Raw genomic sequence first — 14,912 nt, forward strand, 5'->3', positions numbered from 1 at the left:
CCGGAACTTTGGGAGACCATGATGACCATTGAATCGAGCAGCCTGGTCGACGACGTCATGCGGCGCTGGCCGGTGACGATCCGCGTGTTCCTCAGGTACAAGATGCATTGCGTCGGATGTCCCATCGCGTGTTTTCACGCAGTGGACGATGCCTGTCGCGAACACGGGACCGATTGCGACAGCTTCCTGTCCGATCTCAGGGCGGCCATCGGTACCTCGGAGGGCTGAGGGCCCCGCTCACCCGCCCAGGGCGAGGGCGAGATAAGGCGCGGTCCGGCTCGCTGGCGACTTGGCGACGATGGCCGGCGGGCCCGATGCGACGACAACACCGCCATCCTCGCCCGCGCCCGGCCCGAGATCCACGACCCAATCGCTCCTCGCGGCAACCCGCATGTCGTGCTCGACCACGATGATGGTGTTACCGGCCTCCACCAACCCTTCCAGCTGAGTCACGAGTTTTTCCACATCGGCCGGATGCAAACCGGTCGTCGGCTCGTCGAGGATGTAGAGCGTGTCGCCCCGTTGCGCGCGTTGCAGTTCCGTCGCGAGCTTGATCCGCTGCGCCTCGCCTCCCGAGAGTTCGGTCGCGGGCTGACCGAGGCGAAGATAGCCCAGTCCGACCTCGCGTGCGATCGTCAGAGACCGGTGCAGGCGAGGCTCGTCGGCGAAAAATTCCCAGGCTGCATCGACCGTCATCGCCAGGACATCGGCGATGCTGTTGTGGCGATATTTGATCGAAAGCGTCTTGGCGTTGTAGCGCGTCCCGTGACAGGTCGGGCACGGCGTGTAGACGCTCGGGAGAAACAACAGCTCCACCATGACGAAGCCCTCGCCCTCGCAGGTCGGGCAGCGGCCCTTGGCAACATTGAACGAGAACCGTCCTGCATCATATCGGCGCGAGCGGGCCTGCGGGGTCGCGGCGAAAAGCCTGCGCACGTGATCGAACAGCCCGGTATAGGTCGCCAGATTGGAGCGTGGCGTCCGCCCGATCGGCTTCTGGTCAACCCGCACCAGACGCCTGATGGCCTCCATTCCGCTGTCGATGCGGCCGCTGCTCGGAACGGTTGCCTCTCGTTCGAGGTCATCGCGATCCTCGTCGTCCGCCGGAATGTCATGGCCAAGGTGCTCCGACGCCAGTTCCACCAGTGCCTGGCTCACCAGGCTCGATTTGCCGGAACCGGACACGCCCGTCACCGTGGTGAGCACGCCCAACGGAAACGCGACGTCCAGTTGGTGCAGGTTGTTGCGCGTGATACCGGTGAGGCGCAGCCAGCCCTTGGGCGATCGGGGGGTGCGAGGCGGGATCGCGTTCTCGCCGAAAAGATAGGGGCGCGTCTGTGAAGCGCCGATCTCTTTCAGGCCTTCGGATGGGCCACTGTAGAGAACATGGCCTCCCTGCTCGCCGGCGCCCGGTCCCACATCGACAATCCAATCGGCGCGACGGATGACGTCGAGGTTGTGCTCGACGACGAATTGCGAATTTCCGGCGGCCTTCAATTGACCGAGCGCTCGCAGCAGCGCTTCGGTGTCGACGGGATGAAGGYCCGCCGAGGGTTCGTCGAGCACGTACACCACGCCGAACAGGTTGGAGCGCACTTGCGTGGCAAGTCGCAGGCGTTGCAATTCGCCGGGCGAAAGCGTCGGTGTGCTTCGCTCCAGAGTGAGGTAGCCAAGGCCGAGATCGAGCATGACGTCGAGTCGTGCGACCAGATCCTCCGCGATGCGCTGGCTCACAATGGCCTTCTCCGGATGGTCCGACGCGATGCTGGACAGCCGAGGCGAAGTCCCGTCCGCATAGGGACGAAAGAGATCGCCGAGACGCGCAAGGGGCACTCTCGCGATGTCGGCGAAATCCAGACCCTCGAACGTGACCGACAAGGATTCACGCCGAAGCCGCTTGCCGTGACAGACCGGGCAGAGCGTGCTCGCCATGTATTGCGCCACCCGCTTCTTCATCAGCGGGCTCGTGGTGTTGGCGAAGGTGTGCAGCACATGGCGCTTGGCGCTGGTGAACGTTCCCTGATAGGCCGGTTCTTCCTTGCGCTTGAGAGCCTGGCGCACCTCTTGCGACGTGTAGCCGGGATAGACCGGAACGGTCGGCTGTTCGTCGGTAAAGAGCAGCCAGTCGCGATCTTTCTTGGGTAATTTCTTCCACGGGCGATCGACGTCGTAGCCAAGGGTCACGGCGATATCGCGCAGGTTCTGCCCGTGCCACGCCGTCGGCCAGGCGGCGATGGCCCGCTCGCGTATGGTGAAGGAATCATCCGGCACCATCGACCGTTCCGTCACCTCATAGACACGACCAAGGCCGTGGCATCGGGGACACGCGCCTTCGGGCGTGTTGGAAGAAAACGACTCCGCGTAAAGCAACGGCTGGCCGGGCGGATAATCCGCAGCGCGGGAATACAACATTCGCAAGAGGTTCGACAACGTCGTGACGCTGCCGACCGATGAGCGCGTCGTTGGCGACCCGCGCTGCTGTTGCAGCGCGACCGCGGGCGGCAAACCTTCGATGTCGTCGACGTCGGGAACGGGCATCTGGTGGAACAGGCGCCGCGCATAGGGTGATACCGATTCCAGATATCGCCGCTGCGCCTCGGCATAGAGCGTTCCGAATGCCAGGGAGGATTTGCCGGAGCCCGAGACGCCGGTGAAGACCACAAGCGCATCCCGGGGCAGGTTCAGATCGATGTTCTTCAGATTGTGCTCGCGCGCGCCGCGAACGCGAACGAACCCGTCCTGCGTCCGGAAGGCAGCTTCTGGTGCGCGGGGAGTTGTATTTTCATCCATGTGATAGGTCCGCGACCCTGATTGAACGGAAGCAAAAAGACCGAATCCTGTGACGGCGATCGCGGGAAGAACGCCCCGAAACGCCAAAAGGTCTGGGGCGGCGGCCCAATTCGGCAGGACGGCCCCCCGAGGATTCCGGACACGGGGGGAAGCCCCAACCTCCGAGGCCTCGGAACTGCCGAGCTTGAATGAGCGTTCTGGTGGGTGGTTATCCTTCAGGTGCCCCGTGATTTACACCTATCTGTACGATGCGGACGGACACGACCAGGAGGTCGATCTCGACGAGCAATGCGTTGCGGGGCTCTGCGACCGCAACCTTCTTTGGGTGGATGTCCAGGGACGCGAGCGCGGCGACCTCGAGCGGCTCATCGAACTATTCTCGCTTGATGCGGGTTCCCTGCACGCCCTCCTGAATCCGCAGGAGGCGCCATACCTGGACAATTACGGGAAGTATTTCCAGTTCGACGTCGTCGCGCTTGCAAGGGAGGAGGGGGAGAACGGCGAGCGGGCGCTGACCAAGAATCGTCCCGTTCATCTCGACTTCCTCGTGGGTCCGCTGTGGATCATCACCGTGCACGATGGCGAGATTCCCTTCCTGCAAGCCTTCCGCGACCAGGACAAGGGCGAAACGCTCACCGGCGCGTTGAGCCCGCCCGCCCTCGCGGCGTCGCTTCTCGACTGGCACCTCACTACCTATCTGGAGGCGGTGACCGAGCTCGATGCACTTCTCGACCGGCTCGATGATGCGATGCTCGCCCGCTCGGCCCGAAAGAGCGTCCTGTCCGGCGTCGTGGCGACGCGGCGCAGGGTGTCGGAGCTCCGGCAGCTGCTGGCTGCGCAGCGGGCCGTGTTTTACGGCCTCTCGCGTCCCGACTTCCTGCAGGTCGTGGAGTCCGATGCGGCGCCCCATTACGCGTCGCTCGAGAGACGCTTCGAACGTGCGGTGGATGCGGTGGACCATACCCGCGAGCTGGTGAACGGATCACTGGAACTTTACGCGACCCGCACCGCGGAGGCGACGAACGACCTCGTGCGTCAGCTGACGTTTCTCACCATGATGCTGGGTGTCATCGGCGCCGTCGCGGGAATTTTCGGGATGAACTTCGAGACACCCTACACCAAGACAGGCGTTCCGGGATTCTGGTCGGTGGTGGTGGGCCTGATCCTGGTGAACGCCGCCGCCGCCTTCATTGCCCGGCGCCGTGCCTGGATTTGAGCCGGTCATTGCCTCTCGCGCTGGCAAGGGCTTCGAAAGCGTAAAAATTCAGCGCCGCTTCCCGGAGGGACCGAGACAGGCCGCTCCCGCGGAAGAAGCATTTTGTGGCGCGACACGTCGCATCGGTCCCTCGTCTTCGGGCGCATCCTCGACTAAATAGGCGCGGACAGCACGAGGCAACCAATGATCAAGATTACCTACAGGGACGCCGCAGGAACATCGCGGGAGGTGGAAGCGGAAGAAGGCTCCACCGTCATGGAGACCGCCATCCGGAACGGCGTTCCGGGCATCGATGCGGAATGCGGCGGGGCGTGTTCCTGTGCGACCTGTCACGTCTATGTGGACGAGGAATGGGTCGAGGCGGTGGGACAGCCCCAGCCCATGGAAGAGGACATGCTCGACTTCGCCTATGATGTGAGGCCGAATTCCCGCCTGTCATGCCAGATCCGCGTCAGACCGGAGCTTGACGGGCTTGTGGTCGAGACACCGAAGCGCCAAGGTTAAGCTCACAGACAGCGCCCGGAGACGATCATCATGTTCAAGACCATTCTGGTTCCCATCGATCTCAGCGAAGTGGAAGCCGCGCGGCCCGCCATCGACCGGGCGGCCGAATTGGCGACGATGTCCGAGGGCACGCTACGGCTGATCTACGTGCGCTTCATCGTGCCGGTCACCTACATGGAATTCATGCCGCCGGCCTTCGATGAGGAGCAGCAGGCGGATGCCGAAAAGAAGCTCGCCGAGATCGCCGCGAGCGTGAACCTGCCGGCCGAACGGGTATCGGCGGTGGTGCGCTTCGGGTCGATCTACAACGAGGTTCTCGACGAGGCCGAAAGGACCGGCGCGGACCTCGTGGTGATCGGCTCCCACCGGCCCACCATGGCGACCTTTCTTCTCGGCTCCAACGCCTCGACGATCGTGCGTCACGCCAAATGCTCGGTGCTGGTGGTGCGCAGCTAAGGGCCGGCTCAGGCGCGCGGCAGCAACTCCGGCGGGGGCGAGGCGGGGTCGAAGGAGCGCGGTTTGTTCAGCCGCACCATCGGCTCGATCTGCCAGATTCCCACCAGCGCGAAGAGCGCCCCGAGAACGGCGATGTTCATCGCTCCGGTCTGGAACGCGCGCCAGATCAGGATGGCCATGGCGATGAGCGAGGCGAACCCGATCCCGGATGTGAGGAGCCATGCCCATAAGGGCTTGCCGGCGACGAACCGCGCGTCCGGGTTCGCGCGTCGGATGGCGTCGAACAGCGCCTGGCTGAAAGCGCGATATTCGGGCCCCTGCTCGCGGGCTTCCACGAGGCTTTTCCAGGAGAGCGAGGCGAAGGTGAAGGTCTTGCCGTCCTTCATCACTACCTTGGTGCGATAGGCTTTCTGAGCAAACCGCCCCGGCTCGAACGTCATGCGCACGAGAACGACGGCGCCGAGACGAACCTCGCTCACCTTGCGGCCGGAATCGACCGTCAGCGTCTCGCCGTCGAGACTGAACTGGATCGGGCCGCCGACCGGGCGGGGGCTGTGTTCGTAGGTGATGGTCATGAGGCGAGGGGTTCCGGACGTGCAGGAGCGGCAGAGACTGGCCGATCCTGCATAAACACCGTTTCGCCGGGCGAGAGAAGTCCCGCGTGCGTCACGCCGTCGAGGCGCCGGCCGGCTTGGCCTCTCCCGATCGATAAAGCCACGGGCTGAAGCAGAATCGGCCTAGCGAACGAGCTCCCGCATCGCCTGGTCGATCCCCTCCAGGTTCAGCGGATACATGCGGTCGGCGAAGAGCTGGYGCAGGAGGGCAATGGATTGGGTGTAGCCCCATTGCGGCTTCGGCACCGGATTGAGCCATACGGTCTTCGGGAAATGGCCGAGGATGCGCTCCATCCAGACATGGCCCGGCTCCTCGTTCCAATGCTCGACCGAGCCGCCCGGCATGGTGATCTCGTAGGGGCTCATGGAGGCGTCGCTGACGATCACGACGCGGTAATCGGACGCGTAGGTGCGGATCACGTCGAGGGTCGGGATGGTCTCCTTGAAGCGCCGCCGGTTTTCCTTCCAGACCTTCTCGTAGATGCAGTTGTGGAAGTAGAAATGCTCGAAATGCTTGAACTCGAGCCGCGCTGCCGAGAACAACTCCTCGGCGATCTGGATATGCCAGTCCATGGAGCCGCCCACATCGAGAAACAGCAGCACTTTCACGGCATTGCGTCTTTCGGGACGCAGGCGCACGTCGAGGTAGCCCCTGTGCGCCGTCTCGTGGATCGTCCCGTCGAGATCGAGTTCCTCGACCGCGCCGGACCGCGCGAAGCGCCGCAGCCGGCGAAGCGCCACCCGCATGTTGCGGACGCCCAGTTCCACGCTGTCGTCGAAGTCCTTGAACTCGCGCTTGTCCCACACTTTCACGGCGCGGAAGTTGCGGTTCTTCTCCTGTCCGATGCGGATGCCCTCGGGGTTGTAGCCGTGCGCGCCGTAGGGTGAGGTTCCGCCGGTGCCGATCCACTTGTTGCCGCCCTGATGACGGTCCTTCTGCTCCGCCAGCCGCTTCTTGAGCGTCTCGAACAGCTTGTCCCAGCCGAGCGCCGCGATCTCGCGCTTTTCCTTCTCGGAGAGGTAGCGCTCCGCAAGCTTGCGCAACCATTCGTCCGGGATCTCGGCGTTCCCGATGCCCTCGCCAAGGGTCTCGACGCCCTTGAAAACGCGGGCGAAAACCTGGTCGAACTTGTCGAAATGGCGCTCGTCCTTCACCAGGCAGGTGCGCGCCAGATAATAGAAATCCTCCATCTTCTTGTCGGCGAGGTCCTGGTCGAGCGCGTCCAGAAGCGACAGGTATTCTCGCAGTGAAACCGGCACCTTGGCCGTGCGAAGCTCGGTGAAGAAGTTCAGGAACATGGCACCAGTGTCGTGTGTCGTGGCGCAACGTCAAGGCATAAGACTACACATCGGCCTGGGTTTTCACCTCGCCGAGGGGCGCCTCGCTGGGCAAAGCGGCGCTTGCCGAGGATTTTCCGACCGTGCGCCGCGCCCGAAACTCGGTTCGGGCCGGATCGCGGCGGATGTTGCTGCTCTTGAGCAGGGATCGGAACTCATCCCGCCGCTCGTGGATGGAGGCGATGACCAGCCCCATTGGAATGCCGATATCGGTGAGCACGGCCTCGCTCAGTTGCAGCGACGCCTCGATGGTTTCGGGCACCGCGTCGTCGACGCCAAGTTCGTAGAGTTCGGTGGCGTGCTTGGCGTCGCGGGCGCGCGCCACGATCGTGATGTCGGCCCGCTCCTGCCGGGCTGCCGACACGACGGCCTCGATGGCGCCCCGCGTGTCGAGCGTGACCACCAGCACGAGGGCGCGGTCGAGGCCGCAAGCGCGCAGGAATTCCGGATGGGCGCCGTTACCGAAATAGACCGGCTTGCCGGCACGCCGTTCGGACGCGACCCTCACGGGGTCCATGTCGAGCGCCAGGAAGGGCACGTCGTGCCGGGTCAGCATCTCGCCGACGAGCTGGCCGACCCGCCCATAGCCGGCAATGATGACGCGCCCGGCTTCGTCCGCCGGCGGCTGGACCTGGAGGATCGGGTCCAGAGGCTCGCGCTTCGCGAGGCGGCGGCCCAGTTTCCGACCGAGGCGGGCGAGAAGCGGAATGGTGACCATCGTGAAGGTGGTGACGATGAGCAGGTTCTGGCCGATGGCGGTGGGCACGAGGCCGCCCGCCATGGCGCCGCCGATGATCACCAGGGCGAACTCGCCCGCCGGTCCCAGCAGCAGCCCGCTCTCGGCCGCCTCGCCCGAGGTGAGCCCGAAGGGCTTTGCGAGGAACGCCACGATCACCGCCTTGGTGGCGATCACCGCGGTCGCGGCGGTGAGGATCAAAACCGGCGCGTCGAGCAGGCGGAACAGATCGAGATTCATCCCCACCGACATGAAGAAGACGCCGAGCAGCAACCCCTTGAAGGGCTGGATCGTCACGTCGACTGCGCGGCGATATTCGGTTTCCGACAGGAGGATGCCGGCGATGAAGGCGCCCAGCGCCATCGACAGGCCGCTGACGGCGGCGATCAGGCTGGTGACGATGACCACGAGCAGGCAGGCGGCCATGAACACTTCGGGGCTCTTGGCCGCCGAGGCGAGCTGGAAGAAGGGGCGCAGGATGAGCCGCCCGACGCCGACCAGAATGGCGAGCGCGACGGCGGCCTGCAGCATCGCCCAGAGGAAGGAGGCCGTCGTCACCTCGGGTTGGCCGGTATCCAGCACCGCGAGCGTGAACAGGATCGGCGCGACCGCGAGATCCTGGAAGATCAAAGCCGAGAAGGTCGCCCGCCCGGCCGGCGTTTTGAGGCGCTTCTGCTCGGCCATGACGGGGATCACGATCGCGGTCGAGGAAAGCGCGAAGGCGAGCCCGACGATCGCCGCGCCGGTGATCGTTCCGACGAAACTGTAGGCGAGGGCGCCCAGCGCGGCGCTGCAGAGCAGCACCTGCAACGAACCGAATCCGAAAACCAGGCGTCTCAGAGTCCGCAGGCGCTGCCAGGAGAGCTCGATGCCTATGGTGAACAGCAGGAACACGACGCCGAATTCGGCAAGGTGCGACGTCCCCTCCTGCCTCGTGAAAGTCAGCCAGTTGAGGGCCGGGTAGGCGTCCGTCAGCCGTCCGAGACCGTAAGGACCCAGCAACGCGCCCGCGCCGAGGAACCCGAGCACCGGGCTGATCCTCAACCGATGAAAGAGAGGAACGACGATGCCAGCCGTTGCGAGAAAAAGAATCGGTTCCTGATAGGCGTAGAGGTCGATCGCCGCTGCCATGTGCTCCGTCCGGTTGCGCCCATCATGGTTTTAACGCTCGGGCCAGCGCAAGCGGAAATTCGGCAGAATCAGAACGGCTTAGGACGTTTTCCGGCCATCCTCGCGGTCGCCGTTCCGGCTTTGCGGGCACCGCCGCAAAGCCGGAAACGCAGCAAATCCGCGCGTTTCTAACCGAGGGTCGAAAGCGCCTGGGCCAGATCTGCCACCAGATCGTCCGGATGCTCGATGCCGATGGAGACGCGGATCGTCGCATCGCTGACCCCGAGCCGGTCGCGGGTTGCCTTCGGCACGCCCGAATGCGTCGTCGAGGCCGGGTGGGAGATCAGCGATTCGGTGCCGCCGAGGCTCACCGCGAGCTTGAACACTTGGAGGGCGTTGAGTACCCGGAACGCTTCCGGTTCGCCGCCCTTCACGTCGAACGAGAAGGTCGAACCCGGAGCCGAGCATTGCGCGTCGTAGACCCGCTTCGCCGGCGAGCCCTCGGGCAAATAGTCGAGATGGTGGAGCTTCGTCACCATCGGGTGTTCGTTCAGGAATTTCGCCACGATCTCGCCGTTGCGGTTGGCGGCGTTCATGCGCAGGGACAGCGTCTCCAGCGAACGCCCGAGCATCCAGCACGAATGCGGATCGAGCTGGGTGCCGATGGCGGAGCGCAGCATCCGGATCGGCTTCATCAGCTCTTTCGATCCGAGCGCCGCGCCGGCGATCAGGTCCGAATGACCGCCGACATATTTCGTCAGCGAATAGAGCGAGATATCGACGCCATGTTGAATCGGTTTCTGAAAAATCGGGCCGAGGAGCGTGTTGTCGCACATGATGATCGGCCAGTGACCCTGCGCCTCGCCGATTTCGTTCACGATCCGGCGAATCAGCGCGATGTCCACGATGGTGTTCACCGGGTTCGACGGCGATTCGATCAGCACCACGGAGACCCGGCCCTTCCCCTGAGCCTCTTTCGCCGCCGCGCGGATGCTGGCCTCGTCGACGCCGTCCCCGAAGCCGGCGGAGTGGATGCCGAGATTGGCCAGCGTCTTGGAGATGAGCGTTTCCGTGCCGCCATAGAGCGGCTGCGAATGCAGAATCACGTCGCCGGGCCGCGCGAAGGCCAGTACCGCCGTGGCGATGGCCGACATGCCCGACGAAAACAGAAGGCCAGCCTCGGTCTCCTCGAAGATCGCCAGGCGATCCTCGACGATTTCCGCGTTGGGGTGGTTGAAGCGCGAATAGACGAGACCCGCGGCCTCGCCCTTCGGGGGCTCGCGGCGTCCGGAGACGTAATCGAAGAATTCCTTGCCGTGCTCGGCGCTGTTGAACACGAAAGTGGATGTGAGAAACACCGGCGGCTTGACCGCGCCCTCCGAGAGCGTCGGATCGTAGCCATAGCCGAGCATCAGCGTCTCGGGTTTGAGCTTGTGGTTGCCGATCCGGTCCTTGTGGTAGCGATTATAGGCCATTGTTCGTTCTCCCTTTCGCCAGCCTTACCCTAACAGACGGGCTGCCGGAAGATGACCGGACGGCACGGAGGGGACGCGCGACGGCGGGCTTGGTGCTTTCCCTTGGGGCGATCCGGCTCTAGGGTCAGCAGGATCGAGAGGGAAGGTTGAGAATGGCGCGTTTCGAAGGCACCGACTCCTATGTGACGACCGAGGATCTGACGGTCGCGGTCAATGCCGCCATCGTTCTCGAGCGGCCCTTGCTGGTCAAAGGGGAGCCCGGCACCGGCAAGTCGGTTCTGGCGGAGGAAATCGCCCGCGCGGTGAATGCGCCCCTTCTCACGTGGCACGTCAAGTCGACGACCAAGGCCCAGCAGGGGCTCTACGAATACGATGCGGTCTCCCGCCTGCGCGACAGCCAACTCGGCGATCCGCGGGTGTCGGACATTCGCCATTACATCAAACGCGGGAAATTGTGGGAGGCGTTTTCGGCGGATGAGCGGCCGGTGCTGCTCATCGACGAGATCGACAAGGCCGATATCGAGTTTCCCAATGACCTGCTGCTGGAACTCGACCGGATGGAGTTCCACGTCTACGAGACGGGCGAGACGGTCCGGGCGGAAAAGCGCCCGATCGTCATCATCACCTCCAATAACGAGAAGGAACTGCCGGACGCGTTCCTGCGCCGCTGCTTCTTCCATTACATCAAATTTCCGGATGAGGAGACGATGGCCCGGATCATCGACGTGCATTATCCGGGCATCAAGCGCCGCCTCGTCGAGGAAGCGCTGAAGATCTTCTTCGAGATCCGCGAGGCGCCGGGCCTGAAGAAGAAGCCGTCGACCTCCGAGCTGCTCGACTGGCTCAAACTGCTGATGGCCGAGGATATCGGGCCCGAGCAATTGCGCGAGCGCGATCCGCGCAAACTGATCCCGCCGCTGCATGGGGCGCTTCTCAAGAACGAGCAGGACGTGACGCTGTTCGAGAAACTCGCCTTCCTGTCGCGGCGCGAAGGGCGGACCTGAATGGTAAGGGTGCTCCTGCTTCGCCACGCGAAATCGTCATGGCCGTCGGGAATGCTGGACGTGGACCGGCCGTTATCCGCAAGGGGACGCAAGGCCGCGGTGCTAATGGGGGATTATCTGCAGGACGAGGAACTCGCGCCCGAACTGGTCCTGGTCTCGCCGGCGCGCCGGACGCAGGAAACCTGGTCCCTCGTTCAACCCGCCCTCGGCGCCGTGCCCATGCGCGTCGAACCGCGGATCTACGATGCCCCCGCCGCGCGGCTTCTCTCCATGCTGCAGGAGATCGACCCCGCGACCGGAAGCGTCCTGGTCATCGGCCATAATCCCGGTTTCGAGGATCTGGCCCATCTGCTGGCAAGCCATGGAAGCGGCGAGGCGCTCTCCCGCATGCGCCAGAAATTCCCCACGGCGGGCCTCGCCGTCATCGATTGCGATTGCGGCGAGTGGGGAAACCTCAAGGCGCGCGGCGGCAAGCTCGATCGCTTCGTGACGCCCAAATCCCTCGGCGCCGACGAGGACGATTGACGCACGGGGGCGGGGCTGCCTGAACCGGCGCCGTCCACCATCGTTGTGCCTGAAACCCGTCCCATCCTGCGGGACGCTTTCAGGGGCCGCTTCTCGCCATGATGCCATCGACCCTCATCGCGCTCTTCCTTGCCGGGAGCGCGCTTGCGACGGACCATCGAGGCCTTGCCGCCCTGATCTCTGGCGACGGCCCGGCCTTGTTTGCCGCCCGTTACGACGGGGAGGCGCGCGAGATCTCGAACTGGCGGGCGCAGACGCTGGCGACCCTCGAACCAAAGCCCATGGCGATCGCGGCTGCCTTGCTGAACGCCGACCGGCCGGTGATCACCCGGTGCGTCAAACTCAACAATTACTGGTGCATCAAGAGCGCCCGCTGGGACGGCGAGATCGGCAAGGATTCCGAGGGCCATGTGGGCTTTGTCTCCGCCGACCACGGGGCCGATGCGGCGGTGAATCTCCTGCGCCGCTACTACCTCGAATTCAATCGTAAATCGGCCCTCGACATCGTCCGGCGCTGGGCGCCGGCGGAATGCGGCATCGCCACCGGCCTCGGCGGCCTCGCGGTGCTCGCCGTCAAGGGAATCGGCGGCACGGTGCGGGCGCGCTATCTGGCGTCGCGCCGGGGGAAGGGCGTGACGACGTTCACGGCTTCGGGCCGTGGGGGAAAGCCCGGGCGGGTCTCCATGGTGCTGCCGATCAGGACCCCGCAATACCGGGTGCCGGATATCGCGGCCGGCATGGGCGAGAAGCCGAAAGCCGCGCCCAAGGTTCGGGTGGAACAGCCGAAGACCAAAGCGTCCTCCCCGCCGAAAATGGCGAGCGCCGCACCGGTCGCCGCCTGCGCACCCGACGAGCAGCGCCTGCGCAATTATGCGCGCCGGATGGTGGCCGAATTGTCGCTCGGACCCAATGACGACCTGAAGCTCTTCACGCCGGATGGGCGGCCGCTGGCGAACCTCGCCCCGGTGATGCTGGCGATGGCGTCATTCGAATTGGGAATGCTGCGCCCGAGCGCGGACTTCGTCGATGGGGCGATGGAGCGAGCCACCTCGCGCGCCGAGGCTGCGAAGGCCGCGGCACGGGACGATCCCAAGCTTTAATCTCGGGTCGCGGTTTACACTCCGCCTCTCATCATCTATAAGAACAGCATAACATATCATTGGTTCTCCGGAGAGATGTCGATGACCCTCTATAGGATCGGGGCGGAAACGCGTGTGACGCCCGCCACCGCCGGCAATCGGCTGGACGCCGACGTGACTGTCCTGAAGGACGGGGGCTGGGTCGTCAGCTGGACATCTCTCGGCGACGAGGGCCAAGGCGCGGGCATCTTCCAGCAGCGGTTCGACCGGGCAGGTGTTGCCCTTACCAGTGCTAATCCCGTGGTGAACGCCACCTTGGCGAACGACCAGGACGCGTCCGCCGTCACCGCGCTTGCCGATGGCGGTTGGGTCGTCACTTGGAAATCGGCGATGCAGGATGGCGACGGGTACGGCATCTATCAGCAGCGCTACAGCAAGGCCGGCGTTGCGGCGTCGCCTGTCGATCAACTCGTCAATGTCGTCAGCGCGGGCGATCAGTATGAGCCGGATGTTACGGCGCTCGCCGACGGAGGCTGGGTCGTGGCGTGGACATCCGTCGGTCAGGACGGCGACAATGACGGCGTGTTCCAACGCCGGTTCGACCAGAACGGCGTGGCGACCTCGGCCACGGATGTTGCGATCAACACCTTCACGGCCGGCAGGCAATACGAACCCAACACTGCGAGTTTGGCGGGCGGCGGCTGGATCGTCACCTGGACGTCTGCAGGACAGGACAGTAGTGGCTTTGGTGTGTTCCAGCAGAAATTCGACGCACAGGGGACCCCGGTCTTCGGCATCGAGAAGCAGGTCAACCTCGCAACCCTTGACCACCAGTATTACTCCGCCGTGACCGGCCTCACGGACGGCGGCTGGGTCGTCACATGGGCCTCTCAGGGCCAGGACGGCGACCAGGAGGGGATCTATCAGCGGCGCTATGATGCGAGCGGGAATGCCGTCTGGGCGAGCGACCGATTGGTGAACCACACGACGGTCGGCCAGCAGATCTCCCCAAAAATCACCGCTCTTTCAGATGGTGGCTGGGTTGTCACCTGGGAGTCGGATGACGTCAGCCGAAGCGGAATTTTTCAACGGCACTTCGACCGGAACGGTGAGGCGTCGGCGGTCGAATTCACCGCCAACACGACGATGACGTTGAGCCAGTGGGATGCGAACGTAAAGGCTCTGCCCGACGGCGGCTGGGTGGTCACGTGGACATCGGAGGATGCCGACGGCAACGAGAACATCTATCAGCAGCGCTTCGTGGCCAACAGCGCCCCGACCGACGTGGCTGTGTCGGGAGCCGCCGTTGCGGAGGGCGCGGCTTACGGCGCGCTGGTGGCGAGTCTCACCGGCGCCGACGCCAATCTCGCCTCCGGCGATGCGCTCACCTACACGCTTCTCGACAGTGCGCAGGGCCGCTTCGCATTGCAGGGCGACAAGCTCGTCGTCGCAGACGGATTGCGGCTCGATTACGAGCAGGCGACCGTCCACACCGTGACCGTCCGCGCCACCGACAAGGACGGGCTGAGCGTCACGCGCACCATCGCCGTGCAGGTCGGAGATGTGGCTCGGGAGAACCTGACCGGAGGCGAGGGCGCGGACAAGCTCGTGGGCGGCAGGGGCGCCGACGTGTTTCGAGGCCTGGGCGGCAACGACACCCTTGCGGGCGGGCTCGGCAAGGACGTTTTGTCGGGCGGTGAAGGCCGCGACATCTTCGTGTTCGACACGAAGCCCAACACGAAAGCCAACCTCGACACCGTGAAGGATTTTTTCGTGAAGGACGATTCCATCTGGCTCGACAACGCGGTCTTCAAGAAAATCGGCAAAGGTTCGATTGAAAGACCCGGGAAGCTCAAGAAGGACTTCTTCACCCTCGGCACCAAGGCCGCGGATAAGAACGATTATGTCTTTTACGATCCCAAGAAGGGTGCGCTGTATTACGACGCCGATGGATCTGGCGGGAAGACTGCGATCCAGATCGCGAGCCTCAAGAAAGGGCTCAAGATGAAGGCGACCGATTTCTTCGTGATCTGATAGCCCCCTTTCACCTCTCCCTGAGGGAGAG

General features: G+C 64.3%; 13 protein-coding genes. 8 read left to right on the top strand and 5 right to left on the bottom strand.

What is annotated here, in order from left to right:
* Positions 1–21: 21 nt before the first annotated feature.
* The gene (locus AC1DVM_RS14335) at positions 22–228 is read left to right on the top strand and encodes a DUF1858 domain-containing protein (RefSeq protein WP_477255217.1); all 207 of its coding nucleotides are present in this window, start codon (positions 22–24) and stop codon (positions 226–228) included.
* Between the two features lie 9 nt (positions 229–237).
* On the opposite strand, the gene AC1DVM_RS14340 is transcribed toward AC1DVM_RS14335, so the two are convergent.
* Positions 238–2,790, bottom strand: coding sequence for an excinuclease ABC subunit UvrA (locus tag AC1DVM_RS14340; RefSeq protein ID WP_477255219.1), 2,553 nt, complete (start codon positions 2,788–2,790; stop codon positions 238–240).
* Between the two features lie 226 nt (positions 2,791–3,016).
* On the opposite strand from AC1DVM_RS14340, the gene AC1DVM_RS14345 reads away from it, so the two are divergent.
* From AC1DVM_RS14345 to AC1DVM_RS14355, 3 genes are all read left to right on the top strand, one after another.
* Complete coding sequence (locus AC1DVM_RS14345) at positions 3,017–4,006, top strand: magnesium transporter CorA family protein (RefSeq protein WP_477255221.1); 990 nt, start codon at positions 3,017–3,019, stop codon at positions 4,004–4,006.
* Between the two features lie 183 nt (positions 4,007–4,189).
* Positions 4,190–4,510 (top strand): 2Fe-2S iron-sulfur cluster-binding protein, encoded by a 321-nt coding sequence (locus AC1DVM_RS14350; RefSeq protein ID WP_477255223.1) that lies wholly within the window; start codon positions 4,190–4,192, stop codon positions 4,508–4,510.
* A 30-nt stretch (positions 4,511–4,540) separates the two neighbouring features.
* Entirely contained in the window at positions 4,541–4,966 is a 426-nt protein-coding gene (locus AC1DVM_RS14355) for a universal stress protein (RefSeq protein WP_477255225.1), read from the top strand.
* Between the two features lie 8 nt (positions 4,967–4,974).
* Here AC1DVM_RS14355 and AC1DVM_RS14360 read toward each other — a convergent pair whose 3' ends face one another.
* The 4 genes from AC1DVM_RS14360 to AC1DVM_RS14375 form a co-directional block, all read right to left on the bottom strand.
* Positions 4,975–5,541 (bottom strand): cupin domain-containing protein, encoded by a 567-nt coding sequence (locus tag AC1DVM_RS14360; protein WP_477255227.1) that lies wholly within the window; start codon positions 5,539–5,541, stop codon positions 4,975–4,977.
* Between the two features lie 162 nt (positions 5,542–5,703).
* Positions 5,704–6,879 carry a vWA domain-containing protein gene (locus AC1DVM_RS14365; RefSeq protein WP_477255229.1) on the bottom strand — a complete coding sequence of 392 codons (1,176 nt, stop codon included), beginning with the start codon at positions 6,877–6,879 and terminating at the stop codon, positions 5,704–5,706.
* Between the two features lie 43 nt (positions 6,880–6,922).
* The gene (locus AC1DVM_RS14370) at positions 6,923–8,785 is read right to left on the bottom strand and encodes a cation:proton antiporter domain-containing protein (protein WP_477255231.1); all 1,863 of its coding nucleotides are present in this window, start codon (positions 8,783–8,785) and stop codon (positions 6,923–6,925) included.
* A gap of 167 nt (positions 8,786–8,952) precedes the next feature.
* Positions 8,953–10,239 carry a cystathionine gamma-synthase family protein gene (locus tag AC1DVM_RS14375; RefSeq protein WP_477255233.1) on the bottom strand — a complete coding sequence of 429 codons (1,287 nt, stop codon included), beginning with the start codon at positions 10,237–10,239 and terminating at the stop codon, positions 8,953–8,955.
* Between the two features lie 152 nt (positions 10,240–10,391).
* Between AC1DVM_RS14375 and AC1DVM_RS14380 the strand changes: the two genes are divergently transcribed.
* From AC1DVM_RS14380 to AC1DVM_RS14395, 4 genes are all read left to right on the top strand, one after another.
* Positions 10,392–11,243 carry an AAA family ATPase gene (locus AC1DVM_RS14380; RefSeq protein WP_477255235.1) on the top strand — a complete coding sequence of 284 codons (852 nt, stop codon included), beginning with the start codon at positions 10,392–10,394 and terminating at the stop codon, positions 11,241–11,243.
* The gene (locus AC1DVM_RS14385; RefSeq protein ID WP_477255237.1) at positions 11,244–11,768 is read left to right on the top strand and encodes a SixA phosphatase family protein; all 525 of its coding nucleotides are present in this window, start codon (positions 11,244–11,246) and stop codon (positions 11,766–11,768) included.
* Between the two features lie 98 nt (positions 11,769–11,866).
* Positions 11,867–12,868: a hypothetical protein gene (locus AC1DVM_RS14390; RefSeq protein WP_477255239.1), complete on the top strand. Its 1,002-nt coding sequence runs from the start codon at positions 11,867–11,869 to the stop codon at positions 12,866–12,868.
* A gap of 81 nt (positions 12,869–12,949) precedes the next feature.
* On the top strand, positions 12,950–14,881 hold the full coding sequence (locus AC1DVM_RS14395) for a cadherin repeat domain-containing protein (protein WP_477255241.1): 1,932 nt from the start codon (positions 12,950–12,952) through the stop codon (positions 14,879–14,881).
* Positions 14,882–14,912 lie beyond the last annotated feature (31 nt).

The sequence above is a fragment of the Microvirga sp. P4_A5 genome (assembly GCF_056402495.1).

Bases quoted from the DNA above. Each gene is read 5' to 3' on its own strand.
- AC1DVM_RS14335 (WP_477255217.1), top strand. From the start codon at position 22: ATGACCATTGAATCGAGCAGCCTGGTCGACGACGTCATGCGGCGCTGG.
- AC1DVM_RS14350 (WP_477255223.1), top strand. From the start codon at position 4,190: ATGATCAAGATTACCTACAGGGACGCCGCAGGAACATCGCGGGAGGTG.
- AC1DVM_RS14355 (WP_477255225.1), top strand. From the start codon at position 4,541: ATGTTCAAGACCATTCTGGTTCCCATCGATCTCAGCGAAGTGGAAGCC.
- AC1DVM_RS14360 (WP_477255227.1), bottom strand. From the start codon at position 5,541: ATGACCATCACCTACGAACACAGCCCCCGCCCGGTCGGCGGCCCGATC.
- AC1DVM_RS14370 (WP_477255231.1), bottom strand. From the start codon at position 8,785: ATGGCAGCGGCGATCGACCTCTACGCCTATCAGGAACCGATTCTTTTT.
- AC1DVM_RS14375 (WP_477255233.1), bottom strand. From the start codon at position 10,239: ATGGCCTATAATCGCTACCACAAGGACCGGATCGGCAACCACAAGCTC.
- AC1DVM_RS14380 (WP_477255235.1), top strand. From the start codon at position 10,392: ATGGCGCGTTTCGAAGGCACCGACTCCTATGTGACGACCGAGGATCTG.
- AC1DVM_RS14385 (WP_477255237.1), top strand. From the start codon at position 11,244: ATGGTAAGGGTGCTCCTGCTTCGCCACGCGAAATCGTCATGGCCGTCG.
- AC1DVM_RS14390 (WP_477255239.1), top strand. From the start codon at position 11,867: ATGATGCCATCGACCCTCATCGCGCTCTTCCTTGCCGGGAGCGCGCTT.
- AC1DVM_RS14395 (WP_477255241.1), top strand. From the start codon at position 12,950: ATGACCCTCTATAGGATCGGGGCGGAAACGCGTGTGACGCCCGCCACC.